Origin of the sequence: Pelagibacterium luteolum, from assembly GCF_900100665.1 — a bacterium.
In the GTDB taxonomy this organism is placed as follows: domain Bacteria; phylum Pseudomonadota; class Alphaproteobacteria; order Rhizobiales; family Devosiaceae; genus Pelagibacterium; species Pelagibacterium luteolum.
On the sequence record NZ_FNCS01000029.1, the window covers coordinates 1 to 22,088 of the forward strand.

Below are 22,088 nucleotides of genomic sequence, written 5' to 3' on the forward strand. Positions count from 1 at the left end.
CCCCGACGATAGACACGTTCACCGATTTCGACCGGCTCGATGGCAATATTGGCGCCGGCGGCGAGCAGCACCTTGAGCGAGGCCTGCATGATCTCCGGGCCGATGCCATCGCCGAAGGAGACACTGACCGGGACAGCGGTTCCGGCTTTGAGGGCAGGAAGCGGATGAGAGTGGGCGAGAGCTTTATGGTCGACGAGCTGGTTCATGACGGATCTCCTGTCTGACACTTTCCCATATGGGCTTCCTAGATCATTGATAGAAATGAGTTGTGCCGCTGAACAACATTGATTATATCAATGGCGTTTGCTGGGGAGGGTGTTGTGCCGACTTCGCTGCCGCCCTTCGATCTCGATCTGCTCCGCACCTTTGTGGCCATCGTCGACAATGGTGGCTTCACCCGAGCTGCCGAGCGGGTGGGGCGGACCCAGTCGACCGTGTCGTTGCAGATCAAGAAGCTGGAGGAAAACCTCAAGCGCCGCGTCTTTACGCGTGAACCGGGGCGTGAGCTGCAGCTCACGCCCGACGGCGAGATCCTCCTGACCTATGCGCGGCAGATCCTGCGCCTGGGTGACGAAGCCCGATCGCGGCTGATGGAGCCCGATGTTGCAGGGCGCGTCCGGCTCGGCACGCCTGAGGATTTCGCCACCGTGCACCTGCCGGAGGTGCTTGCCCGTTTCGCACGCGCCCATCCGCGCGTGGCGCTGGAAGTGAACTGCGACTTCACTGTCAACCTGCTCGATGGTTTCTCCAAAGGTCAGTACGACCTGGTGCTCTTCAAAAGAGAGCTTCAAAGCGGCGCCGGAGGGATCGGGGTCTGGAAGGAGGTGCTCGTGTGGGCCGGATCGCCCCGGCTGCTCCTCGATCGCAATGAACAGCTGCCGCTCGTCCTGGCGCCTGCGCCGGATGTCTACCGGAAGGCCGCACTCGGTGCGCTAGACCGTGCCGCTCGCCCCTGGCGGATTACCTATACGAGCCCCAGCCTTGCCGGGCTCCAGGCGGCGGTGAAAGCGGGCTTGGGCGTAACGGTTTTGCCCAAGGAGATGGTGTCCGCCGGGCTGCATATTCTTGGCGGAGAGCAGAGCCTGCCCGATCTGCCGGATAGCGAGATCGTTCTTTATCGGGCAGCAGGAACTCTCCCACGTGCCGCGGAGGCTCTCGCTCAGCACATCACGTCATCGCTGGAAAGTTCGGGGCAATCGATCCTCTAAAATCTGTGCCGATGTCACGGCATTGTCAAAGCCGATGCTTGTCATTGACGGAACTCATCGAAACGACATGGCGCGATCGGTTTCGGTCACCCATCTGGTTTCTCAGGACATGAACAAGGAGGATCGTCCGATGAAAGCGAAATGCCATGACAGCACTCGCAGTTCGTCCTGGAAGGGGAAGGTCGAGGTGGCCGGCTCGACCGGCAGGCGCGCGAGCGATGCGCTCAAACGTCTCATCACCGAGTATCGTGCCGCCAAGGACCGCCTCGCGCAGGGGATGGCACATGGCCACGCCGACTATTCCGTGCTGACGGCTCTCGCCAAGGAGGTGGGCCGGACTTCCAGGAAGCTGGCGGAAGAGATCGCACGGCGCCGACGCGAACGCGCTGGCCGGACCGTGGTTTTCAACCGCAGGCATGGATGCCGCCCGCTCGGCGTCGAGAGCTAACGAAGGGGTCAAGGAGCGACCGCAATGCGTATCGATGAGCGGCAGCGAGCGAAGTTAAACCGGGTTCTCGGTTATGGTGGCGTTGGAGAAGTTCCCCGCCGCGCTCTCGCTCGGTGTGACCTTCGCCATCATCGCCTCGGGCGTGATCTGGAGCCTGATCAAAACGCGCGGCAGCCAGGAGGCGCATAGTAATGGGGGATGACCGCGCAAAAGCTACTTTAGAGCGTCGTCACATTGCGGCGCCGGAATCGACTGATTGGCCTCCTAACTCAATGCTCGGCGACGTCCGCACCCTGCGCAGACTGTCGCCGCCCATCCGAAATAGAAAGAAAAGGAGACCGTTCCCATGGGGGACTTCATCGCTGCTCTGATATCCTTTTTCCTGATCGGCCCGCTCCAGAATGAGATTGCCGATGTTCTCACCGCCACGCGTGCGCCACAGGAGATCGTGGCACAGGTGACGGAGTGCGCCGCCGCCGCTGGTCCCGCTATCATTGATCGCGCGGTTGATGATCCCTGGTGGGCCGCTTCCAGTGCCCTCAGCGTCTGGGTCGGACTGGTCGAACCGACTGCCCTCCTCGTCGAGGCTGCACCGGGCTGCGATGCAGCAGTAAAGGCCGCGCAGCCATTCCTGATAGCGGAGGAATGATCAAGACCGCCGCCTGTACCAAAGTCATGAGCGGCTGCCTTAAGCCGCCTCATGCTGTGTCACCGAGTTGATTTCACAGCATTCGCTTGGGGTTTCACCCGATAAACGGTCTTGACCAGAACAGCTCCCATATTCGGAGTGGGATCAGTTAGAATGACAATCCTCAAGCCTTCACGCTCTCTCCAAACAACATCCATTCCATCCTTGATATCTGGCCGGATTGGGTTGAGAAGAACCCTTTCAAAAACCTCCTGGGATATACCGTCGTCAGCCATGCGAGCCTGAGCATGACGACTAACGGCCACATTGCCCAAGCCTTTGACATCATCATAGTAGTGTTTCATCGGCTATATTTCTCTTTAGAGCATCGGACTGCACAAATTTCCCGAACGAACCGGTAGCATCGACTGTCGTGGTCAATGTGTCCAACACTGGTCACAATCAGACCCTGGAGGGCTGTTCCTGAACTGAATTCATAGAAGGTATAAACCAATTCAATGTGGAGACGTCAGGCGCGATTCCAGCCAACCCGTGGCGACATGGCCCCGATCAGCAATCGGCGGCGATCGTCGCCGGCCAGCCTTTCTTGTGAGATCGATCAGCGATGACGGCAACCAAATTCAAACTTCCGGTAACTGGATCGACCGCGCCGCTTGTTCCTTGGCCCGTCATTACGCAATGGTCGACGTCGCCCGCCAGCGGCCATGAGACCCCGCACGGCATGTTGGTTGCCCAGGGATGCCGGGGCGGGAGCACCGAGTCTTGACGATCCTGCTCGTCGCGCTCGGTCTCGTGCTGCTCGCCGCGGGCGGCGAGGCGCTGGTGCGCGGCGCGGTGGGCGCGGCTCGCACACTCGGGGTGTCCCCGCTGCTTGTCGGTCTGACGCTCGTCGGCTTCGGCACTTCGATGCCCGAACTCGTCACCAGCCTGTTCGCCGCCTTCGAGCAGGCGCCGGGCATCGCCGTCGGCAACGTCGTGGGCTCGAATAGCGCCAACATCCTGCTCATCCTCGGGCTCACCGCGCTCGTCGCGCCGCTCGCCGTCAAGCCGGCCGCCTTCCGGCGCGACGGGCTGGCGCTGGTCGGCTCGACGATCGCCTGCGTCGCCGCCGTCCTCGTCGGCTTCCTCGACCGCTGGCTCGGCATCGCATTCGTCGCGCTGCTCGTCGGCTACATCGCTTGGGCCTACCGGAGCGAGCGGCGGCAACCCGACGCAGAGACCGAGATGCACGAGCACGTTGCGGCTGACGCGCCGGTGGGGCCCAAGTCTGTCCTGTTGTCGGTCGGCCTCGCGCTCGTCGGCATCGCGGTCACCGTCATCGGCGCGCGCATCCTCGTCGGCGCGGCGATCGATCTCGCCGCCGGCTTTGGCGTCAGCGACACGGTGGTCGGCCTGACCGTGGTCGCGATTGGCACTTCGCTCCCCGAACTCGTTGCGTGCGTGGTCGCCGCGCTCCGCCGCCACCCGGACGTGGCGCTTGGCAACATCGTCGGCTCCAACATCTACAACGTGCTCGGCATCCTCGGGCTCACCGCGGTGGTGCATCCGATCCCGGTCCCGCCGGAGATCGCTCACTTCGACGTCTGGGTGCTCGTCGGCGCCACTGCGCTCCTCGCGCTCTTCCTGCGCTCCGGCTGGACGCTGAAGCGCTGGGAGGGCGGCGTCTTCGTCGCGCTCTACGCCGGTTATGTCGGCTGGCTCGTCGCTACCGCCTGATGGAGAAGATGCCTGATGATCCGCAAGCTACCCGCCGAGGCCCTGCCGGGCGTTGCATTACTGGCCTCGGCGCTCGCGGCGATCGCCAAGCTGACGGTTTTGAGCTAACCTTAGCGCACCGACGACTAGGATTGAGACCATGAAGATCACGACGGAAGCACTCATCGATTCACCGATCGAGACCGTCTGGCGGGCCTTCAACGATCCCGCCGACATCGTGCAGTGGGACGCATCCGACGACTGGCGCACCACCTGGGCGTCGAACGACTTGCAGGTCGGCGGTCTGCTAAAGCTCCGCATCGAGCCCAGACACGACGGCACGAGTTTTGACTTCGCCGCAACCTACACCAGGCTCGAGCCGATGCGGGTGATCGAGTGGCGGACGGATGACGACCGCCATGTGCGTGTCGAGTTCGCAGAGACCGAGGCGGGCGTCGTCGTCCATCAAACGTTCGATGCCGAACCAACCCCATCCGTGGACGAGCAGCGCCAGGACTGGCAAGGCGTTCTCGACAACTTCGCTCGGCACGTCACCGCGATTGCTGGTTGACGGCAAGCCTACGTTGCACGCGGGGGGTCTCTGGCGGGTGTAGGGCGGCTTTACCGCGTCGTGATCCGAAAGCCGCCGTACCGCTCCACCCTCCTGCGGCGTCCGTTGTCGCAGAACTCCTAAGTTTTGCGACAAAATCGCCGGCGTTGAATTTTCAGGGGAATTTCTGTCGCAAAAGTCACGTGCAAAAGTCAAAGTTTCGCGACAGACATTTGCGACACTTCGCGGCCCGGATTCCGGGCCGCTGCGAACGTGGTGCAGGCTTTAGGATTACTGCGACAACGCCTACGCAGTTTGTCGGGTATCGGCTTCAAGATAACCAGCCAAGCCGTTCAGCAGCGCGTTCCACCCGTGCTTACGGCCTTCGACTCCGTCGCTTGGAGCGATCACACACATCTGTTCAGTGTAAGTAAGTCGTGTTCCGCCATTCTCGTCTCGAAACAAGATTGTGGCCAGCGAGACGGTATGGACGCGCCCGTTCACCGCCATCGAATAGGCCAGTACGATGCGTTCTCCTTCCTTGATCTCAAAATAGCGACCCTCGCTGTTGTGCTCGCCCATTGAATTGCGAAACCCGCTCCGCTCGACACCACCGGGTGAGAAATTCATCTCCAGCCCCTCACTTCCGAGCCAGGCTGCTTTCTTCTCCCGAATGCTCCAGGCAGCCCAAACGTGTTCCTTGCAATTCGGGTAGAAGCGTTCGAGCGTAAATTCGCGATGCTGCTGTGACTGCTCGCCCATCAATTGTCTCCGTCTGAAAGAAAAGTTCCCAGATTGTCGAGGCGGTGCTCCCACTGCTGGCGGTGCCGCCCGACCCAGTGATCCACCCATTGCAGCGCGTCCGGCATCAGTGTGACCGACCGCACCCGGCCCCTTTTTTCCGACCGTACCAACCCGGCGCTCTCCAGCACCTTTATGTGCTTGAGAAAGGACGGGCCTGCCATTTTGAACGGCTCGGAAAGCTCCGAGATAGACGCCGGCCCCATTGCCAAGCGTTCGATGACATTGAGCCGGGTCTTGTCCGACAGCGCGGCGAAAATCGTGTGCAGTTGGGGATGAAAGGTAGCCATAAGGCTACATAATATGAATCAATCACCGCCGTCAAGAAAGATAGCTGGATGGCTACCTTTAGGAGTGGAGTTTCAAAAATCCCGATCCCGAAACCCGCGACATTCGCAGAATGGGATTTTCGCGACGGGTTGCACCCGCTAGATTCGAGCGGTGAGCATAGCAGCGAAAGCCCCTCCCCCATGATGATCGGATATGCGCGCGTCTCGACCAGCGGCCAGGACCTCGACCAACAGCGCGCGGCGCTGAAAGCGGCGGGCTGCAAGCGAATCTATGAGGAAAAGGCTTCGGGAGCGAAGCGGAGCCGCTCCGAACTGGCGAAGATGCTCGACCATCTGCGCGCCGGCGACGTGGTGACGATCACCAGGCTAGACCGCTTCGCTCGATCGACGCGCGATCTTCTCGACATAGCCGAGCACCTGGACGCGGTTGAGGCGGGCTTGAAGTCGCTGGCCGAGCCGTGGGCCGATACGACGACGCCGGCCGGCCGCATGGTGCTGACCTTCTTCGCCGGCGTTGCCGAGTTCGAGCGATCCTTGATCCACGAGCGCACGAGCGAGGGCCGAGCGGCCGCGAAGGCGAAGGGCGTGCGCTTCGGCCGGCCCCCTGCCCTATCGGCCGATCAGCTCGCCCTAGCGCTGCGGTTGCGGGAGGAAGGGCGCAAGCCGCGCGAGATCGCGGCCACGCTCAGCGTGCATGTCTCGACCCTCTACAGGGCGCTTGCCGACGTGCCGGCCGGGAGCTGACAGGCGCCGGCACAACAGGGCAACCCCTACCCCCTAGAGATAGGGCCTTCCCCGTCTCCTTACGCAAAGGGTTGCAGAATCGCGCCGTTTCGGCTCTTCATGTAGACATGGCGAGTCGAACCCGAGAACAAGTTAAGCTGGAAAGTGTCCGAAACCTTCGGGCGCGTTGGCGTGCGGAAGGCCGGATTCTAGTTCAGGCCGACCTGCCTGGCGATTTGGTCGCGGCGATTGACCGCCTGAAAGACGACGCGGGCTTGCGAGGGCGCGCGCCGGTCATCGAGGAAGCGTTGAGGTTTTACATCGAAGCGAAGCAAGGGACATAACGGCAAAACGCCCGATCGGTGGCACGATCGAGCGTTTTTGTAGGCCGTCAGACACACCGTAGAAAACGGGGCCAGTAAGTCTCCCCTTTTCTACGCTAGAGCAATCCGCTCCGCAAGATTGATTCTTGGGGAAACGGGAAAGTCGTGTCCGCCGTCCAACGCCGTCATGTCCTCTGAACGGAAGGACGAGGACATATGTTGAGGACGCACATCGCGGCCGCGATCGGCTGCGCGCGTGGGAACGTGCTTGATGAAATCATGCGGGAGGTTTGGACCCGGCACGGTGCCGGTCAGCTCGCCGAGGATGAGGCCGAGCAGTTATCGACGCTTGCCCAGGAGCGCCGGGCTGCATTGCGGGGATCGGGACAGGGCACGTTTAGTCTGGTCCTCCCTCCCCCGGCCGAGCGCTGCCCGACGCCGGTTCGCCGGCGCAGCCATTTCAAGGGCCGTTCCGAGGGCCGGATATGGCGGCCGACCAACCGGCAGGAAGTCCAGAAGGTGCTTTTGGCCGCCAAACGCTACGAGCTGGCCGAGCGCCAGAAGGGCGAGCGTACCGGCCCGCTCGGATCGGTCGCGATCGAGGTGCTTGAATACTTCGTCAACCTGGTCGATTTCCGCACCGGCCGGCTGGAACCGTCGATCGGCACCATCATGGGGAAGGTGCGGCGCTCGCGCGATGCCGTGGTGCGGGCGTTGAAAGCTTTGCGGGCGCATGGGTTCCTCGACTGGCTGCGGCGCTACGAGCCGACCGGCAACGAGGGGCGCGGCCCCCAGGTGCAGCAGGCGAGCAACGCCTATCGCCTGTCCCTACCGGAAAAGGCGCTGCGGTTTCTCGGCCGGTTCGGCAAGGCCTCTCCCCCGCCCGACGATCACAGCCACGCCCAGGAGGTCCACGCGGCCGAGCTGGACGCCTACAGGAAGGCCCTGCCCCTCGATGAGATGGCGCTGTTCGAGGCCGGCGACAGCCCGCTAGGACGGGCGCTCGCAGCCCTGGGAAGCGCCTTGCAGAAACGTGAGTCCGCCAAGCAGACGGAATCCCCATCTAACCTTTATCTAAGTAAGAAAACATAAGCGGACGCCGCTGTTCGGACCGCTTACGCGGCCCTGCGGCGGTTCCGGTCCGCTTATGGGGCGGACCGGGAAGCGGAAACCTCACAGCAAAACCGCAACGCTTGTGCCTGCGGCAACCGCCGCATGGGCTTTCGAGAGGGAGTAAGGGGCAAGGGCGGTGCTCGTCATGAAATCATGTAACCATGCTTGCATGACAGCATGAAATGTGCGATTGTTATTTCGTACGATACAAAAGAGGCCGCCATGTCCCTTACCAAGCCGACCGCGAAAACCTATGCCGCGCTGAATCGGGCGTTCGATTTTTTCAACGATCGGCTTTTCGGCGGCGAGCTGCCGCCCTGCCTCGTGACCTTGCAGCGCAAGAACAAAGCCTATGGCTATTTCGCCGGCGGCCGGTTCGGATCGAAGGACGGCACGGAGATCACCGACGAGATCGCGCTGAATCCGTCGCACTTCAAAAGCCGCACCGACGAGCAGAGCCTTTCCACCCTCGCTCATGAGATGGCGCACCTTTGGCAGCACCATTTCGGGAAGCCGTCGCGGAGCGGCTACCACAACAAGGAATGGGCGGCGAAGATGCACGCGATCGGCTTGCACCCGTCCGATACCAGCCGGCCGGGCGGCAAGGAGACGGGCCAGTCTTGCAGCCATTACATCATCGAGGCCGGCCCCTACGCCCGCGCCTTTGCCGAACTGGCGGCGCAGCCCGGCTTTTCGGCCCTCTATGTCGAGCTTTGGGACGACGCCGAGGCCAGGAAGAAGCGCAAGGCGAAGTCGGCCAGCAAGACCCGCTACACCTGCCCGAGCTGCGAGCTGCACGCCTGGGCGAAACCGGGCGTGCGCCTGGTCTGCGGCGAGTGCGACGAGCCGATGGCGGCCGACGAGGACTCAGAGCCTTAACCTGCCGTCAATGCAAACATGCTTTCATGGTGTCACGAAAGCATGTAGGCTTCCTTGCATGAAAGGATGCAATCATGATTACAGTGGCGCTCTGCACGCAAAAGGGCGGGACCGGCAAGACCACGATCGCGACGGCGCTTGCGGTCGCGGCGCACCTGGCCGGGAAGAAATCGGCCCTGCTCGACCTCGACCCTCAGACGAACGCTGTCAACTGGTTTGACCGGCGAGAGGGCGACGGGCCGGACGTTGCCTCGATCCAGCCCGGCGCTATCCGGCGCTCGCTCGACGCCTATCGCAGCCTTGGCATGGATTGGGTGTTCATCGACACGCCCGGCAAGATGGACAGCGCCTCGACCGAGGCGGCCAAGTATGCCGACATGGTATTGATCCCGACCCAGGCGCAGATATTCGCCATCGACACCTTGGAGCCGCTAAAGCGGCTGCTCGACATGGCGGGCAACCCGCCGGCCTTCGTGGTGCTGAATCTCGTGCATCCGAACGCCGGGGGTCGGGCGGCTGACGACGCCGCCGCGATCACGGCGCGGTTCAATGTGGCGGTCGCGCCCATCCATATGTCGCGCCTGAAAGCCTACGAGGACGCGCCGGCCTTGGGGCAGACGCCGCAAGAGCTGGAACCGCAGGGGCGTGCCGCCCAAGAAGTCGCCGGCCTGTTCACCTTCCTTTCAGAGCAGGCAAGCATGATTGCAGGAAATCATGAAAGGATTAAAGCATGAGCCGCAAACCCTCCCTCCTGGCGACCGCCATCAAGACCGCAGAGCAACCAGCTCCCGCGCCGGCAGCTTCCGACACGCCGGCCGAGCCGAAGCGCCGTGCTCGCAGCCCGCAGCCCGCCGGAAGCTATGTTGCGCCCTCGCGGGCGAACAAGACGGCCAAGACGCATTACCTGCCGCCGGCCTATTGGGAGACGCTGGAAGAACTCAGCTTCCGAACGCGCGATCCCCAGGGCAAGCGGATTCCGCAGGAGCGGCTTGTGGCCGAGGCGATGAACCTGCTTTTCGCCAAATACAATTTCCCGGTCGTTCGAGAGGGAGGGGAGTGAGAGCGCAAACATGCTTCCATGCAAGCATGTTTGCAAACGATAAGAATCGGCTTGTGTTCTATCTCTGTTCAGGTATAAGATGACCCTGAGCCAGAACGAACGCCCGCTCGTATGGATAGCGAGTAGCTACAAGGATTTGATGGCGCTTCCGCGAGCCGTGCGTAATTATTTCGGTTTCGCGCTGTGGCTGGCTCAGGCGGGCGACCAAGCCGATACGGCTAAGGTGCTCAAGGGCTTCGGCGGTGCCGGCGTGCTGGAGGTTGTCGATAACGATGCCGGAGGCACGTATAGGGCCGTCTACACGGTGAGATTCACGGAGGCGGTTTTTGTCCTGCATTGCTTCCAGAAGAAAAGCAAAAGCGGGATCGCCACGCCCAAGGCAGACATGGACATCATTCGGACTCGGCTGAAGGTGGCCGAAGCGATGGCGCAGGAGATGCGAGATGGAAAAAAGGATCGTTGAAGGTGTCGAGGTTTACCGCAGCTCTGGCAATGTTTTTGCCGATCTCGGGTTGCCTGACGCCGAAAAGCTCAAGATCAAGGCCGGTTTGGTAGTTGAGATCAGGAAGGCGATGCGTGCCCTTGGGTTGAACCAGCAGGAGGCGGCGAAGCGCATGGGCATCCCACAGCCGAAGGTGTCGGGGATGATGCGTGGCGATTTCACCAACCTGTCTGAGCGCAAGCTCATGGACTGCCTGAATCGCCTTGGCTACGATATCGAAATCAAAGTGAAGCCGGCCGCCGATCCAGTCGGGCATTTGACAATCGCGGTTGCTTGAGGGTTGGAAATGGCCCGCCAGCGGGCCGAGCTGTTGGCGCGTATCGAGCGCGGGAGCCATGACGGAACGCGACGAGGCTTTTGAAAACTGGCTGCGCACGGAGGTTGCGGCCGCCTATGACGAGCTGAAGGCCGATCCGAGTCGGGCGCTCAGCGTGGACCAGGTGCGCCAGCACCTTGCCGACAAGCGCAGCCGCGCCAGCTCCACCGGGAAACCCGACTGGCAGAGGCCGGTGACGGAGATCGAGCATGACGACGACGAATCCTAGCCGCCTTGCCCGCGAGATCGCGGAAATGGTGAGCGCACAGCGCCGCCTCGGGATCATGGACGAGGCGGCCTATGAGAAGATCATGGCCCGGCATCTTGACGAGAAGACCGTGCCGATCGAGGCGTGGGAATAGGGCAGGGGGCAACCATGCTTTCCTGCAAGCATGTAATCATCCCGCCCCGGCCATCCCTACGGCCCTATGTGAGAGAGCGGGCCGGCCGGGGCTGTCGCTGCGCTTGGTGCAGCCCTTCGTCCCGACAGGTTCAGGATTCCATAGGAGCGCAGGCTGCGTCAAAAGCGGCCGTAGGCCGGGATCGGAGCCACGCGCAGCGGCAAGGCCCACGAGCATGGCGAGAACCCACCTTTTGACGCCGCCGAGCACTATGGTTGCCCTTTGCACTCATGGCTGGTCGAACAGCCCTTTGAACTCGCGGTCGGCGTAATAGGCGAGCTTTCCGGCGACGATCGGGCGTTGCGCGGCGAGGAACAGCAACTCAGCATTTGGGGCAGGTTGCGGACCTCATCGGGGGTGAGCAACGGCCGGCCGGAATGTTGCTCGCCGAAGGAGATCCCCGACTTTTCGGAATCGAGCGCCTGGCCCATGGTGCGGAAGACGGCGGTTCCCTGTCCGAGCAGATCGGAGACGAGGCGGGCGCTGTCGTGATCGTTGACACCGAAGATTTGCAGGACGCCGGCGTTGGAGAGGAAGGTTCCGGCGCGTTGCCCGTAGGTGGCGCGGAGCTGGTGAACGTCTTGCAGGATCGGCCAGAGCTGGACGCCGTAGCCCGCCATGAGGCCCATGGCGCGCTCGACGGAGCGAGGTGGCCGAGGGCGGCGAACTCATCCAGCAGATACAGCACTGGCGTAGTCGGCGGCGCTGACGGCCGGGCAGGGGACGTGCTTGCCGCGCGGGCCATGTCGGTGAGGCTTTGGGTGACGAGCAGGCGCAGCCATCTTGAATAGGTGGCGAGGCGATCGGGCGGCAGGACGAGGAACACCGTTGCGGTGCGCACCTTCAAGTCACGGAATGCGAAATCGGATCGGCCGAGCACGGCCGTCATGCGCGGCGAGTCGAGAAAATGGGTATGGCGCTGGGCAGCCGAGAGCACGCCGGCGGCTTCGCGATCGGACTTGCCGAGATGGCGGTTGGCGGCGCGGGTGACCAGGCCGCCGGCGGCGGTGGACGCCTGCATGGCCTTGAGCAGCGCCGTGAAGGCCTCCGGGGCCAGCGTGAGGGCTTCGCGCAGGGTGGCGAGGGTGCGCCTGTCGCGCGGCTCGTGTGCGGCGATATGGAGGATGACGCCGCCAATCAGCGCCTTGGCTTCCTCGCTCCAATGCGCCTCGCTGGCCATGCCCGGTTCGTCATAGACCAGGGCATCGGCCAGGGCGCTTGCGTCTTCCGCGACATCGAGGCCGTCAGGGTCGAGGGCATCGAGGGGATTGAAGGCGGCCGAGTTTTGCCCGGTGACGCCGAAGGGATCGAGGATATGAACCGGGCCGAATTTTTGGCGGGCACGGCTGGCGATCCTAGCATTCTCGCCCTTGGGGTCGATGCAGATCACGGAGCGGTCGGCGGTGAGCAGATTCGGGATGACGGTACCGATGCCCTTGCCGGTCCTGGTCGGTGCCATCGTCAGCAGGTGCGCCGGGCCGTCATAGCGCAGCAGTTTTCCGGTCTTGCCGTCGCGGCCGATCAGGAGGCCGGATGCCGAGCGGGTGAGGGGAGCGGTTTCCTTGTTCGTGGCAAAGCGAGCCGAGCCGTGGGTGTCGCTGTCGATGTCCCCGAAATGGGTAATCATGGGGTTGGTCAGGACACGGAAGACGAGCATGGCGATGATGGCGAGAAGAATCAGGCCGGCCGCCCAACGCGCGACGATCCAGTCTTGCGGTATGGCGAAATGCAGCAAGCCGGCGAGCACGACGGCGACCAGGGCGATGAAGAACCCGACCTTGAGCAGATAGAGGCCGCCGCGAAAGGGCGCGACGATCAGAGCGACGAACGCCCAAACCGGATCACGGGCGGCCTGGCGCATCATGTTCCTGAACGCGGCCCATGCAAGTGTCGCCTGATTCATTGGCCGCCCTCTGTTCTCCCGGTTGAATTGCCAGGAGAGGCGAGCAGATCGTCAAACAGCTCCTTATCGCCGTCGCGGGTGAGGAAGCCGGGCAGCTCGCGACGCAGCCAGTCGGGCAGCGCGCGCGACAGCTCATCCTTGCCATGTTCGAGCCGATGAAGGACGAGCGCGCCGAGCAACACCTTGCGACGGGTGTCCCTGGCGCGCTCCTGTTTGCCGAGTCTGGCCTTGAGGGTGGCGCGCTGCGCATCCAGCTCCGCCAATCTTTGTTCGATCGTCTTTTTCGCCATGTCGCCTACCTCCGTTCGCTCACGATGAGCCTACAGGAACGAGCCCATCGCTCAAGGTGTTGAAGCTAAATCCTGCTTTCCGGCTTGAAAATATGCCCGCATAGAGACACAATCGCGGCATCAATTGTTTCGCCTTTAGCTTGCCGCAGCTCCACACTGGAGTTATCAAAGAGCGGAGCGATTGATTTACGAAGGGCGCACTTACGAGTTACTAGGCAACTCAGCGTGCCGTAGGCTACTCAGCTAGCGGAAAACGGGCGAAGCGACATCGAGGGAACAGCGTTGGCGATCTACCATTGCAGCATGAAACCGGTATCGCGCGCCAGCGGCCGCAGCGCCGTCGCATCCGCCGCCTATCGATCGGCTGAACGGCTGACGAACGAGCGCGACGGAATCACGCATGATTTCCGAACCAAGCAGGGCGTCGAGCATGCGGAGATCGTCTTGCCGCAGGGCGTCGATGTGGATTGGGCGCGGGATCGTTCGACCTTGTGGAATGCCGCCGAGTTGGCCGAGAAGCGAAAGGACGGTCGCGTTGCGCGGGAGTTCGAGATTGCGTTGCCGCATGAGCTATCGGCTGAGCAGCGGCTTGAGCTGACGCGGGCGTTCGCCCAGGACCTCGCAGACCGACATGGGACGGCGGTCGATTTCGCCATCCATCAGCCTCATAGCGCGAGCGATGTTCGCAACCACCATGCGCATCTGCTGATGACGACGCGCGCGGTAACGGCCGAGGGGCTTGCTGACAAGGCGACGATCGAGCGGGAGAACAAATGGCTGTTGGCGAACGACATGCCGACCTCACAGATGCAGCTCCGCGACATTCGTCAGGCATGGGAGCACCATGCCAACGAGCACCTAGCCCGGGCTGGTCTGGATATCCGGATCGACCATCGTTCGCATATGGAGCGCGGACTAGAGATCACGCCGACCGAGCATATGGGCGTCCATGCCACCCAGATGGACAGGCGGGGCCTCGACGTATCGCGGACGCGGCTGGACGAGGATGCCGCACAGCGCAATGCCGAGCTGATCCGCCAGAAGCCCGAGCAGGTGCTGACGCTCATCACCAACGAAAAGAGCGTGTTCGACCGGCATGACGTTGCGCGGACGCTGCATCGCTACATCAATGACGACGCGCAGGCCTTCCAGAACGCCTTTTCGTCCGTCATGGCTTCGCCGGCCCTGGTCGAGCTACAGCCGGCAAGCGAGAAGGAGCTTGCCCGCTATTCAACCCGCGAAATGGTCGAGATCGAATCCGGCATAGCGGCGTCGGCCGAGCAGTTGCACCAGGCGCGGACGCATGGCGTCGATCGCCGGCATGTCGAGCACGCGATCGGCCGACAGGACGAGGCGATCCGGTCGAGCGTTGCCACCGACATGGCCGGGAAGGTCGATCGGGGCGAGCTGGACGCCCAGGAGCGAGAACGCCGGATCGAGACGGCTCGGCTCAGTGACGAGCAGAGGCATGCGATCGCGCACATCACCGGGCCGGAGCGGATTGCGGCCGTTGTCGGTTATGCCGGCGCTGGCAAATCCACCATGCTGGCGGCGGCGCGCGAGGCATGGGAGGCGCAGGGCTATCAGGTTCACGGCGCGGCGCTGTCGGGCAAGGCGGCCGAGGGCCTTGAGGAATCGTCCGGCATCCAGAGCCGCACGCTGGCGTCGTGGGAATATGGCTGGCAGGCGGGTAAGGGCGAAATCGGCCGCGGCGACGTGTTCGTGATCGACGAGGCGGGCAGGCATCTGACCTATGTCGCCATGACGCGGCACCGCGACGGTGCGCAGCTCTACGCCGGCCGCGACGAGTTCAAGGACGGCAAGGCGCTTTCGTCGCGGCTCAGCCGCGCCGGCGTGAAGGAAACCACGCTCGACTACACAAGCGACTTTGCCGAGCGGCAATTTGCGGAAAGACGCGGGATTGCGGAGCGCATGGGCGTGCGCAGCGAGATCGAGATTCCGCGCGATCGGGAGCATACCCGAACGGAGCGTCAGACGCGGCAGCCGCGTATGGAGGCCGAAAAAGGGGGCGAGGATCTCGCCCCCGATCACGGCGACGATCGGCGGCAGGGGCAGCGCCGCAGCCGGTTCGAGAGCCTGAAACTTTCGCGCGGCGCGGCGGCCGAGAGCCGCCAGCCGCGCGCTGGGGCCGAGATCGCCCAGGAACGACCACAGAGGGCCGAGCAGCGTCCGCGCGGCATGTTCGACGGGTTGCAGCTCCATGCCGATCGTCGGGCTTCCCAGGAGCCGCTAGAGCGGCCGGAAAGGGAAGGGAGCTTGCGTCTCTCCGCTTCCGGTTGGGAGGCGTCGGCGCAGGCCAAGCCCGAACAGGAGAGGCAGAGCGATCGCCTGCGCCCGCTGTCCGGGTTCGAGCGTTCGGTTGATCGCTTCGCCCGCGCCTGGACGGCGGCCGAGCGCATGGAGCGCGACGGGCTTCCCGTTCTCGACAGCCAGAAAGCCGAATTGCGAGACGCCGGCCTTGAGCTCGACCAGGCGCGGCCGGGATCGGCCCGGCTCATGGTGTCGGCCATGCGTCACGATCCAGAAACGGCGCGCGTCATGAACGAGCTTTCCGGCCGGGAGCGCGTCGGCCAGCTCGTCGGCGGCATGGACCGGGAACGCGCCATGCAGGCTGACCCCAATGTCAGGGCCGAGCGCTTCGTGCAGCGCTGGCAGGACTTCGACCAGCAGCGCCAGCAACTTCGCGGCTGGCAGCACGACGAGGCTCGCGGCAAAGTCGAAGGGCAGATGCGGGGCATGGCGAAGGGGCTTGAGCGCGACCCGCAGGTTGAATCTATCCTGCGCAACCGAAGCCAGGACCTCGGCATCAGCCATATTCGGCGGGAACAGAACATCGCCCAAGAGATGGAACGCAGCCTGACGCGCGGCCGCAGTCTCGGGCTTGAGCGATAGGAGACGGGATGACGGACGACGACAGGGAAGGATTCGCGCCGGAGGACGACAGCCAGGCCGGCGACCCGGCGGCGGCGTTCGAGGCGTTGCGGCGCACAGTCGAGGTCCAAGGCACGCAGACGGCTGCGGAAATGACCGTCATCCGCAAAGGCGTGGAAGCGGCGTTCGACCAGTTCGAGAAATTCCAGCAACCGCCCGATTACGGTCCCGATCTCAGCCGCATGGTCCAGCAACTCGGCCTTGTCGCGGAGCGGCTTGAGGCCGTCGAGCAGTCGCCCGTTCTTCGGCAGGGACCAGAGCATTACGCCCGCGCGCTCGAGCGCAGCGGCGAGAGCCTGGTGAGGACCGCCGTTCAGCAGCTCGAGGGGAAAGGCCGTGACCTCGAGCGCGAGGCAAACAACCTGGCCGCCTACACCAAGAGCGCCTACGACCGGCGCTCGCAGGATTTGCGCATGTTGATCGCGGGCGGCATTGGCTTGCTCGCCGGCGGGCTCCTTGTGCTGCTCTTGCCGCGCATCCTGCCGTTTGCGGCCGACACCCATGTTGCGGCGATCGTCATGGGGGCCGATCGCTGGAATGCCGGTATCGAGATGATGCAGGCGGCCAACCTTGAAGGCTGGCGCGGCGTGGTCGATTCCTCGCAGCTCGTGCGCGACAATGCCGAGGCGATCGGTCGATGCGCCGAGGCCGCGCGCACGGCCGGCGAGGATCAGCGATGCACGATTACCGTGAAAGCGTCGACGCGGTAAGTAGAGCCGTTGCAGCTGCTTTGGTGAACAGTTTAAGGGCTTAGGTGTAATATTAAGCCTCTCACCCCGGAACCTGCAGGCCGCAGGCGGTGAGCCATGGAGAGAGGATGGAAGCGGACACAGAGTCATTCTTCGCGCTGGCAGAAGCCTTGGGAATTGGTCTCCTGATTGGTATCGAGCGTGAGCAGAGTGAACACACGACAGGTAAGGACGCCTCGTCGGGGGTTCGAACCTTTGCACTGGCATCGCTCATTGGCGCAATCAGCATGATGACAGGCGGCATGCCGTTATTGGCTGTAGCAGTATTGGCGGTCGGGACTTTCCGCATCGTGTGGGTCGTGCAACAGGGCGATCCGACCACCGGGCTTACCACGAGTCTTGCGCTTGTCGCTGTCGTTCTCTTGGGCGCGCTTGCAACCGAAACGGCGCTGTTAGCGGCCGGCGTAGGAGTGATTATTGCATCACTCCTTGCGGCGCGCGAGGTGATACGTGGTTTTAGCCGGACGGTGCTGACAGCGGCAGAGTTGCGAGACGGGCTTATTCTTGGCGTGTCGATTCTTGTAATCTTGCCGGTCCTGCCCAACCTCAATTTTGGTCCCGGCGGCGCGCTCAACCCGCGCGGTCTTTTCATCATCGTGGTGCTCGTCATGCTGATCGGTGCGGCGGGGCACATTGCCACGCGGGTCGTTGGAGTGCATCTGGGCTTGCCGGTGAGTGGCTTTTTATCGGGTTTCGTGTCGAGCACCGCCACGATCGCGGCCCTGGGCCGTCGCGCGGGCGAAAAATCGGACGATGCCAAGAGCGCCGCCGCGGGAGCAACGCTTTCCTCGGTGTCTTCGCTCATTCAGATCGGGATTATCCTGCTTGCATTGAGCCCTGCCATGTTCGCCGTGGGGCTTCCAGTGCTGCTCGGAGCCGGCCTAGCGGCGGGGCTGCATGGTGCGGCGATCTTTTTCCTAACCCAGCGCGGCGAGATCAAACCAGCAGAGATAGGACTGACGTCGCAGGTCTTTTCCGTCAAGAGCGCAGTCGGTTTCGCGTTTATCGTGGCGACAGTGATGTTGATCTCCGCGCTCCTTAACGATTACTTCGGGAGCGCGGCTATTCTTGTGACCGCGACACTTGCCGGTCTGGTGAGTACCAATTCTGCAACTGTCGCTCTAGCCTCGCTCGTGGCGGTTGGGCAGATTTCAGCACTCGAAGGTGTATTGCCCCTGGCCGCTGCGCTCAGTGCGAACACGCTCGTCCGGATCTGGATCGCGCTGCGCAGCAGTGAACCCTCCTTCCGCCGCACTGTGTCTGGTGGGCTTGTACTGCAACTCGCGGTCCTCTGGGTGGCCTGGTGGCTGGATGGCATCGCGCGGGCGTGGATTACGGAACTTTCCCTGACAATGCCCTTATAGACGAACCTTTGGGTGTCGAAGGTTGCCCCGCGTGATTCGGTACACGACGGCATCTCATGGCGCCCGAACCTCAGATGGTCAGGATTTTAACTTCGCCGGTGTCCATCGCGTACATGGCTCCGACAATCTTGATGTCACCAGCTTGCTCCATTTCGCACAAGATAGTGCTTTCAGCACGTACGCGCTCGACGCCCAGCCTGACGTTCTGCTCGGCGACCCAGCACACGTAATCGGCGTTCTCGCTCGTACGGACTCCTTCGAACCCGTCCGTTATCAACGTGGCCGGTCGAATCTTGCCCAGCAGCGCCGTGATATGACCCAATTGAACGCCATCGATCGCGCCCATTACGGCGCCGCAATGCTCGTGGCCCATGACGACGACGAGTTTGGCGCCCGCAATTTTGCAGGCAAACTCCATGCTGCCCAGGATGTCTACATTGATGGTATTGCCTGCCACACGCGCCACGAACATGTCGCCGATGCCGCGGTCGAACACGTCTTCAACCGGGATGCGCGAATCCAGGCAGGACAGCACGACCGCCTTCGGGTATTGGCCGGCAACCGCGCGCCGGATCTGTTCGTTATGATTGCGAAGTGTGATTTCGCCTCTAACAAAGCGAGCGTTGCCCTCCTTCAGCAGGGCGATCACCTTGTCCGGCGTCAGGCTGGCCTGTTCCTCCTTGGTGAGGACCTTTTCGACGAGGCCCTGCTTCTCCATCTTCGCAGCTTCGGACACGGTCCGCATCGCTTTCTCCTTCGATCAAGTCGCCCCGACGGGGGCGAGGGTAAATCCATCCTGGCGGGCTGACACCCTGCTGCGTCCCAACCAGTCGCTTAAGGACTCCATGTCGGCGAACAACATGTCTTCGCTTATGAGATCAGGAACGATCCTGAGATCCCGAAGCATGGCGAGAGGCTGTTCCTGAACGCCGGTAAGGGCCACTTCAGCGCCCTTCCGGCGTAGGTCTAAAGCGACCTGCTCCAGTGCGTAGAGCCCCGACTGGTCAACATAGGGAACCTCTTCCATGCGGATTACGAGCAGCGCGGCGTTCTCGTCGACCGTGCTCGCCATCTCCTGGAACCTGGACGCGGAGCCGAAGAAGAGCGGCCCGTACATATGCTTGATGTAGACCTGCCCTGGATGAGCCCCGAGTACCTTCTCTTCGTCGGCCCAAGGCTGATCGGTGAGCTCGCCGACATGAGAGTTCGCCTCGGTCAAATCGCTCATCTTCTTCATGAAAAGGATGCTTGCCAGGACTACGCCGATCGCGACGGCATGGATGAGGTTCCCGAAAACGGTCATCCCCATGACGATGAGCAGCACGGCGGCGTCTGCACGGGGTATGCGGCCGAGATGCCGCAGGCCCTTGTAGTCGATGATGGCGAGGCCGACCGGTATCAGTAGGCCGGCGAGCACGCTCAAGGGTATGTAGCCGGCGAACCGGCCCAGTCCGAGGAGCACCGCCAGCAGGAACAGGCCATGCACGACGCCGGACAGCCGCGTCGTCCCGCCCGCGTTGATGTTGACCACCGTTCCCTTCGTCGCGCCGGCGCCTGGGATACCGCCGAAGATCGCCGCGACGCTATTTCCGATGCCTTGTCCGATCAGTTCGCGCCGGCTGTCATGCTTGGTCTTGGTGATGTTGTCGGCGATCACCGAGGTCAGCAGAGAGTCGATCGAACCGAGCAGTGCCAGGGTGACGCCGAACCCGATGATGAGCGGGTAGTGCTCGGGTGATACCGAAAGGATCTGGCCCAGCTGCAGCTCGGGGATGGCGCTCGGTATAGCGCCCACATTGGGCACGTCCAAATTCGCGAAAACAGCGATCAGCGTGCCCACCAGGAGGGCCACGAGCACGGCCGGCACCACTTTGGTCACACGTGGGAACAGGTAGTAGACCGCTATGGTGATAGCACCCAGCATCACCGCGCTCCAGTTCACGGCGGCGAGCGGTTCGGTGATGCGCGTGAAGACCTCCAGCGGCGATTTTGGAGATGCGGAGCCGAGAAATGGCCAGATCTGAAGGACGATGATGATCAGCCCGACCCCGCTCATGAACCCTGACACAACGGGATAAGGAAAGAACTTGACGTATCTGCCGATCCCAACAAGTCCGAGCAGGATCTGCACGACGCCGCCGCACAGGAAAGCCAGCAGCACGATGCCCAGTCCCGCTTCCACGCTGCCGGTTGTTGCAACCGCCGTTGCCACGACGGAAGCTGAGACAACAGTCATCGGGCCGGTAGGACCAGATGCCTGCGTACGCGTACCGCCGAGCGCCGCAGCCAGGATCCCGAGCGCGATTGCGCCGTAGAGGCCTGCGGCTGCCCCCAGGCCTGACTGAACGCCGAATGCCAGCGCGAGCGGCAGAGCGATTACGCCTGCCACTAGCCCGCCCGACAGGTCTCCCTTTAGATCTGCAAGCCTATAGCCGCCGGGGAGAGTGCGTCCTGTCATATCGGATTAGGCCTCTACGCTGTGAACCCGCAAACGGGATTGATGATTGATTAAGTACGGCCTGTCAAATCATGAGGTCTGACAGGCCGGCGAAGCGCCCGCGATCGGTCACTGCCCTTGGCCGAGCGAGTAGCCGGGTTGGCCGTCGAAGGTGCACAGGTGCTCGGTCTTAATAAAGTCGATCCCCGCCTGCGCCAGGCGCATCTGCAGTTCGGCGATCATCGCCTTGTTGAGCTGCTTATCGGGCTTGACCATGTAGCGGCACCGCCAATGGTCTGTGAGGGACGTTTCCGGCAAGCCGTTCGGCCAGACCTTCACGCCGCGGTTGGTGATCATGACGAGGTCATAGCTGCCATTCGCCGCCGACTGCATGCCTGCGGCCAAGCCCTCAGCGTCCCGGCCCGCCCGGTGCACGAAGACGTCGACGCCGATGAGCCCCTTGACTGCGGGAATGGTCGGCTTGGCCGATGGCACCGCGAAGGCGTGCGCCTCGCCCTCGTATCGAACCGGTTCCAGCACCGCCGGCTCCTGGCCGAGCCGGGCGATCACGGCATCTGCGAAGGCGCTGGTGCCGACCTTCTGGCGGGATGAACCCTCCTTGAAGATATCGAAGGTATGGATCCCGTCTTCGATCGTTTTCAGCCATGCATTGTGAAGCCGTTCCGCTGCTTGGCGCTGGCCGATATGGAGGAGCATCATCACGCCTGCAAGCAACAGGCCGGACGGATTGGCGGCGTCCTGCCCCGCGAGCGCGGGAGCACTGCCATGAATCGCTTCGAACATCGCTCCGTGCTGGCCGACATTAGCGGAAGGGGCAAGACCGACCGATCCCGCGATCTCGGCGGCAATGTCGGAGACGATGTCGCCATAGAGGTTAGGCGTGACGATGACGTCGAACCGGCCGGGGTCGGCTGCGAGCCTGGCCGCACCGATGTCGACGATCCAATGTTGCTTCTCGATGTCCGGGTACTCCGCTCCCACCTCGTCAAATACGGTATGAAACAGCCCATCGGTCAGCTTCATGATGTTGTCCTTGGTGAAGCAGGCGACCTTCCGCCGCCCGTTCGCCCTGGCGTGTTCGAAAGCGTAGCGCACGATCCGCTCACAGCCTGGCCGTGAGACGATCTTGAGGCACTGGTATACCTCGTCGGTCTGCCGGTGCTCGATCCCGGCATAAAGGTCTTCCTCGTTCTCGCGCACGATGACGACGTCCATTCCCGGATGCTTCGTCGCGACGAAGGGCGCAAAGGCCCGGACGGGACGGACGTTGGCGAACAGGCCGAGGGATTTGCGGATCGTGACGTTCAGGCTCTTGAAGCCGCCGCCCTGCGGCGTGGTGATCGGCGCCTTGTAGAAGATCTTGGTGCGGCGCAGGCTCTCCCATGCCTCCGGCCCGATGCCAGCCGAATGCCCC

The 22,088-nt window shown here is 62.9% G+C and carries 25 protein-coding genes and 3 pseudogenes; 19 read left to right on the top strand and 9 right to left on the bottom strand.

Features of this window, described 5'->3' with window-relative positions; all coding sequences use genetic code 11:
- Positions 1–206, bottom strand: a 206-nt coding sequence (locus tag BLR31_RS21480) for a hypothetical protein (protein ID WP_210183962.1), incomplete at its 3' end; no start/stop codon positions are given.
- A gap of 114 nt (positions 207–320) precedes the next feature.
- Between BLR31_RS21480 and BLR31_RS20360 the strand changes: the two genes are divergently transcribed.
- From BLR31_RS20360 to BLR31_RS20370, 4 genes and pseudogenes are all read left to right on the top strand, one after another.
- Complete coding sequence (locus BLR31_RS20360; RefSeq protein WP_229667659.1) at positions 321–1,208, top strand: LysR substrate-binding domain-containing protein; 888 nt, start codon at positions 321–323, stop codon at positions 1,206–1,208.
- Positions 1,209–1,275: 67 nt separating this feature from the next.
- Complete coding sequence (locus tag BLR31_RS20365) at positions 1,276–1,656, top strand: hypothetical protein (RefSeq protein WP_088439566.1); 381 nt, start codon at positions 1,276–1,278, stop codon at positions 1,654–1,656.
- A 73-nt stretch (positions 1,657–1,729) separates the two neighbouring features.
- A pseudogene (locus BLR31_RS22215) lies at positions 1,730–1,858 on the top strand (hypothetical protein); the annotation flags it as partial.
- A 144-nt stretch (positions 1,859–2,002) separates the two neighbouring features.
- Entirely contained in the window at positions 2,003–2,305 is a 303-nt protein-coding gene (locus BLR31_RS20370) for a hypothetical protein (RefSeq protein WP_088439572.1), read from the top strand.
- 59 nt (positions 2,306–2,364) lie between these two features.
- Here the strand turns inward: BLR31_RS20370 and BLR31_RS20375 are convergent, their stop codons facing one another.
- Positions 2,365–2,649, bottom strand: coding sequence for a DUF4258 domain-containing protein (locus BLR31_RS20375; RefSeq protein ID WP_090600106.1), 285 nt, complete (start codon positions 2,647–2,649; stop codon positions 2,365–2,367).
- 418 nt (positions 2,650–3,067) lie between these two features.
- Here BLR31_RS20375 and BLR31_RS20380 point away from each other — a divergent pair, with 418 nt between their 5' ends.
- Complete coding sequence (locus BLR31_RS20380) at positions 3,068–4,021, top strand: calcium/sodium antiporter (protein ID WP_088439576.1); 954 nt, start codon at positions 3,068–3,070, stop codon at positions 4,019–4,021.
- Positions 4,022–4,160: 139 nt separating this feature from the next.
- Positions 4,161–4,571, top strand: a complete 411-nt coding sequence (locus BLR31_RS20385; RefSeq protein ID WP_088439578.1) for an SRPBCC domain-containing protein — start codon at positions 4,161–4,163, stop codon at positions 4,569–4,571.
- A gap of 285 nt (positions 4,572–4,856) precedes the next feature.
- On the opposite strand, the gene BLR31_RS20390 is transcribed toward BLR31_RS20385, so the two are convergent.
- Both BLR31_RS20390 and BLR31_RS20395 read right to left on the bottom strand, forming a co-directional pair.
- Positions 4,857–5,312, bottom strand: coding sequence for an SRPBCC domain-containing protein (locus tag BLR31_RS20390; protein ID WP_176762790.1), 456 nt, complete (start codon positions 5,310–5,312; stop codon positions 4,857–4,859).
- Complete coding sequence (locus tag BLR31_RS20395) at positions 5,312–5,641, bottom strand: ArsR/SmtB family transcription factor (protein WP_090600114.1); 330 nt, start codon at positions 5,639–5,641, stop codon at positions 5,312–5,314. Before BLR31_RS20395 ends, BLR31_RS20390 begins: the two co-directional genes overlap by 1 nt.
- A 180-nt stretch (positions 5,642–5,821) precedes the next feature.
- Between BLR31_RS20395 and BLR31_RS20400 the strand changes: the two genes are divergently transcribed.
- From BLR31_RS20400 to BLR31_RS21870, 10 genes are all read left to right on the top strand, one after another.
- On the top strand, positions 5,822–6,385 hold the full coding sequence (locus BLR31_RS20400) for a recombinase family protein (protein ID WP_090600118.1): 564 nt from the start codon (positions 5,822–5,824) through the stop codon (positions 6,383–6,385).
- Positions 6,386–6,492: 107 nt separating this feature from the next.
- Positions 6,493–6,708, top strand: coding sequence for a ribbon-helix-helix protein, CopG family (locus BLR31_RS20405; protein WP_090600122.1), 216 nt, complete (start codon positions 6,493–6,495; stop codon positions 6,706–6,708).
- A 195-nt stretch (positions 6,709–6,903) separates the two neighbouring features.
- On the top strand, positions 6,904–7,779 hold the full coding sequence (locus tag BLR31_RS20410; protein ID WP_090600126.1) for a replication protein A: 876 nt from the start codon (positions 6,904–6,906) through the stop codon (positions 7,777–7,779).
- A 243-nt stretch (positions 7,780–8,022) separates the two neighbouring features.
- Positions 8,023–8,679 (top strand): SprT-like domain-containing protein, encoded by a 657-nt coding sequence (locus tag BLR31_RS20415; protein ID WP_090600129.1) that lies wholly within the window; start codon positions 8,023–8,025, stop codon positions 8,677–8,679.
- Between the two features lie 74 nt (positions 8,680–8,753).
- On the top strand, positions 8,754–9,413 hold the full coding sequence (locus BLR31_RS20420; RefSeq protein WP_090600133.1) for an AAA family ATPase: 660 nt from the start codon (positions 8,754–8,756) through the stop codon (positions 9,411–9,413).
- Entirely contained in the window at positions 9,410–9,739 is a 330-nt protein-coding gene (locus BLR31_RS20425; RefSeq protein WP_143009479.1) for a ribbon-helix-helix domain-containing protein, read from the top strand. Before BLR31_RS20420 ends, BLR31_RS20425 begins: the two co-directional genes overlap by 4 nt.
- Before the next feature lie 79 nt (positions 9,740–9,818).
- The gene (locus BLR31_RS20430) at positions 9,819–10,202 is read left to right on the top strand and encodes a type II toxin-antitoxin system RelE/ParE family toxin (protein WP_425287294.1); all 384 of its coding nucleotides are present in this window, start codon (positions 9,819–9,821) and stop codon (positions 10,200–10,202) included.
- Positions 10,183–10,518, top strand: coding sequence for a helix-turn-helix domain-containing protein (locus BLR31_RS20435; protein ID WP_090600137.1), 336 nt, complete (start codon positions 10,183–10,185; stop codon positions 10,516–10,518). The genes BLR31_RS20430 and BLR31_RS20435 overlap by 20 nt, the downstream gene beginning before the upstream one ends.
- Positions 10,519–10,576: 58 nt before the next feature.
- A complete protein-coding gene (locus tag BLR31_RS20440) occupies positions 10,577–10,786 on the top strand; it encodes a hypothetical protein (protein ID WP_244505175.1) in 210 nt (69 codons plus the stop codon).
- On the top strand, positions 10,767–10,919 hold the full coding sequence (locus BLR31_RS21870) for a hypothetical protein (protein ID WP_176762791.1): 153 nt from the start codon (positions 10,767–10,769) through the stop codon (positions 10,917–10,919). The genes BLR31_RS20440 and BLR31_RS21870 overlap by 20 nt, the downstream gene beginning before the upstream one ends.
- Positions 10,920–11,186: 267 nt before the next feature.
- On the opposite strand, the pseudogene BLR31_RS20450 reads toward BLR31_RS21870, so the two are convergent.
- Both BLR31_RS20450 and BLR31_RS20455 read right to left on the bottom strand, forming a co-directional pair.
- Positions 11,187–12,861, bottom strand: a pseudogene (locus tag BLR31_RS20450) (type IV secretory system conjugative DNA transfer family protein).
- Complete coding sequence (locus BLR31_RS20455; protein ID WP_090600141.1) at positions 12,858–13,151, bottom strand: mobilization protein; 294 nt, start codon at positions 13,149–13,151, stop codon at positions 12,858–12,860. Before BLR31_RS20455 ends, BLR31_RS20450 begins: the two are co-directional and overlap by 4 nt.
- A gap of 282 nt (positions 13,152–13,433) precedes the next feature.
- On the opposite strand from BLR31_RS20455, the pseudogene traA reads away from it, so the two are divergent.
- From traA to BLR31_RS20470, 3 genes and pseudogenes are all read left to right on the top strand, one after another.
- Positions 13,434–14,891: pseudogene (gene traA, locus BLR31_RS22350) on the top strand (Ti-type conjugative transfer relaxase TraA); the annotation flags it as partial.
- Positions 14,892–16,072: 1,181 nt separating this feature from the next.
- The gene (locus BLR31_RS20465; protein ID WP_090600148.1) at positions 16,073–16,813 is read left to right on the top strand and encodes a DUF6118 family protein; all 741 of its coding nucleotides are present in this window, start codon (positions 16,073–16,075) and stop codon (positions 16,811–16,813) included.
- Between the two features lie 107 nt (positions 16,814–16,920).
- Complete coding sequence (locus BLR31_RS20470; protein ID WP_090600151.1) at positions 16,921–18,216, top strand: MgtC/SapB family protein; 1,296 nt, start codon at positions 16,921–16,923, stop codon at positions 18,214–18,216.
- 70 nt (positions 18,217–18,286) lie between these two features.
- Here BLR31_RS20470 and BLR31_RS20475 read toward each other — a convergent pair whose 3' ends face one another.
- From BLR31_RS20475 to BLR31_RS20485, 3 genes are all read right to left on the bottom strand, one after another.
- Positions 18,287–18,961 (bottom strand): carbonic anhydrase family protein, encoded by a 675-nt coding sequence (locus BLR31_RS20475; RefSeq protein WP_201792019.1) that lies wholly within the window; start codon positions 18,959–18,961, stop codon positions 18,287–18,289.
- Between the two features lie 15 nt (positions 18,962–18,976).
- Positions 18,977–20,674, bottom strand: a complete 1,698-nt coding sequence (locus tag BLR31_RS20480) for a SulP family inorganic anion transporter (RefSeq protein WP_088439560.1) — start codon at positions 20,672–20,674, stop codon at positions 18,977–18,979.
- 108 nt (positions 20,675–20,782) lie between these two features.
- Positions 20,783–22,088 (bottom strand): NADP-dependent isocitrate dehydrogenase (locus BLR31_RS20485; protein ID WP_090600155.1); only part of this gene is annotated, 1,306 nt, incomplete at its 5' end.

Bases quoted from the DNA above. Each gene is read 5' to 3' on its own strand.
- BLR31_RS20365 (WP_088439566.1), top strand. From the start codon at position 1,276: ATGGCGCGATCGGTTTCGGTCACCCATCTGGTTTCTCAGGACATGAAC.
- BLR31_RS20370 (WP_088439572.1), top strand. From the start codon at position 2,003: ATGGGGGACTTCATCGCTGCTCTGATATCCTTTTTCCTGATCGGCCCG.
- BLR31_RS20375 (WP_090600106.1), bottom strand. From the start codon at position 2,649: ATGAAACACTACTATGATGATGTCAAAGGCTTGGGCAATGTGGCCGTT.
- BLR31_RS20385 (WP_088439578.1), top strand. From the start codon at position 4,161: ATGAAGATCACGACGGAAGCACTCATCGATTCACCGATCGAGACCGTC.
- BLR31_RS20390 (WP_176762790.1), bottom strand. From the start codon at position 5,312: ATGGGCGAGCAGTCACAGCAGCATCGCGAATTTACGCTCGAACGCTTC.
- BLR31_RS20395 (WP_090600114.1), bottom strand. From the start codon at position 5,641: ATGGCTACCTTTCATCCCCAACTGCACACGATTTTCGCCGCGCTGTCG.
- BLR31_RS20400 (WP_090600118.1), top strand. From the start codon at position 5,822: ATGATGATCGGATATGCGCGCGTCTCGACCAGCGGCCAGGACCTCGAC.
- BLR31_RS20405 (WP_090600122.1), top strand. From the start codon at position 6,493: ATGGCGAGTCGAACCCGAGAACAAGTTAAGCTGGAAAGTGTCCGAAAC.
- BLR31_RS20410 (WP_090600126.1), top strand. From the start codon at position 6,904: ATGTTGAGGACGCACATCGCGGCCGCGATCGGCTGCGCGCGTGGGAAC.
- BLR31_RS20415 (WP_090600129.1), top strand. From the start codon at position 8,023: ATGTCCCTTACCAAGCCGACCGCGAAAACCTATGCCGCGCTGAATCGG.
- BLR31_RS20420 (WP_090600133.1), top strand. From the start codon at position 8,754: ATGATTACAGTGGCGCTCTGCACGCAAAAGGGCGGGACCGGCAAGACC.
- BLR31_RS20425 (WP_143009479.1), top strand. From the start codon at position 9,410: ATGAGCCGCAAACCCTCCCTCCTGGCGACCGCCATCAAGACCGCAGAG.
- BLR31_RS20430 (WP_425287294.1), top strand. From the start codon at position 9,819: ATGACCCTGAGCCAGAACGAACGCCCGCTCGTATGGATAGCGAGTAGC.
- BLR31_RS20435 (WP_090600137.1), top strand. From the start codon at position 10,183: ATGGAAAAAAGGATCGTTGAAGGTGTCGAGGTTTACCGCAGCTCTGGC.
- BLR31_RS20440 (WP_244505175.1), top strand. From the start codon at position 10,577: ATGACGGAACGCGACGAGGCTTTTGAAAACTGGCTGCGCACGGAGGTT.
- BLR31_RS21870 (WP_176762791.1), top strand. From the start codon at position 10,767: ATGACGACGACGAATCCTAGCCGCCTTGCCCGCGAGATCGCGGAAATG.
- BLR31_RS20455 (WP_090600141.1), bottom strand. From the start codon at position 13,151: ATGGCGAAAAAGACGATCGAACAAAGATTGGCGGAGCTGGATGCGCAG.
- BLR31_RS20465 (WP_090600148.1), top strand. From the start codon at position 16,073: ATGACGGACGACGACAGGGAAGGATTCGCGCCGGAGGACGACAGCCAG.
- BLR31_RS20470 (WP_090600151.1), top strand. From the start codon at position 16,921: ATGGAAGCGGACACAGAGTCATTCTTCGCGCTGGCAGAAGCCTTGGGA.
- BLR31_RS20475 (WP_201792019.1), bottom strand. From the start codon at position 18,961: ATGCGGACCGTGTCCGAAGCTGCGAAGATGGAGAAGCAGGGCCTCGTC.
- BLR31_RS20480 (WP_088439560.1), bottom strand. From the start codon at position 20,674: ATGACAGGACGCACTCTCCCCGGCGGCTATAGGCTTGCAGATCTAAAG.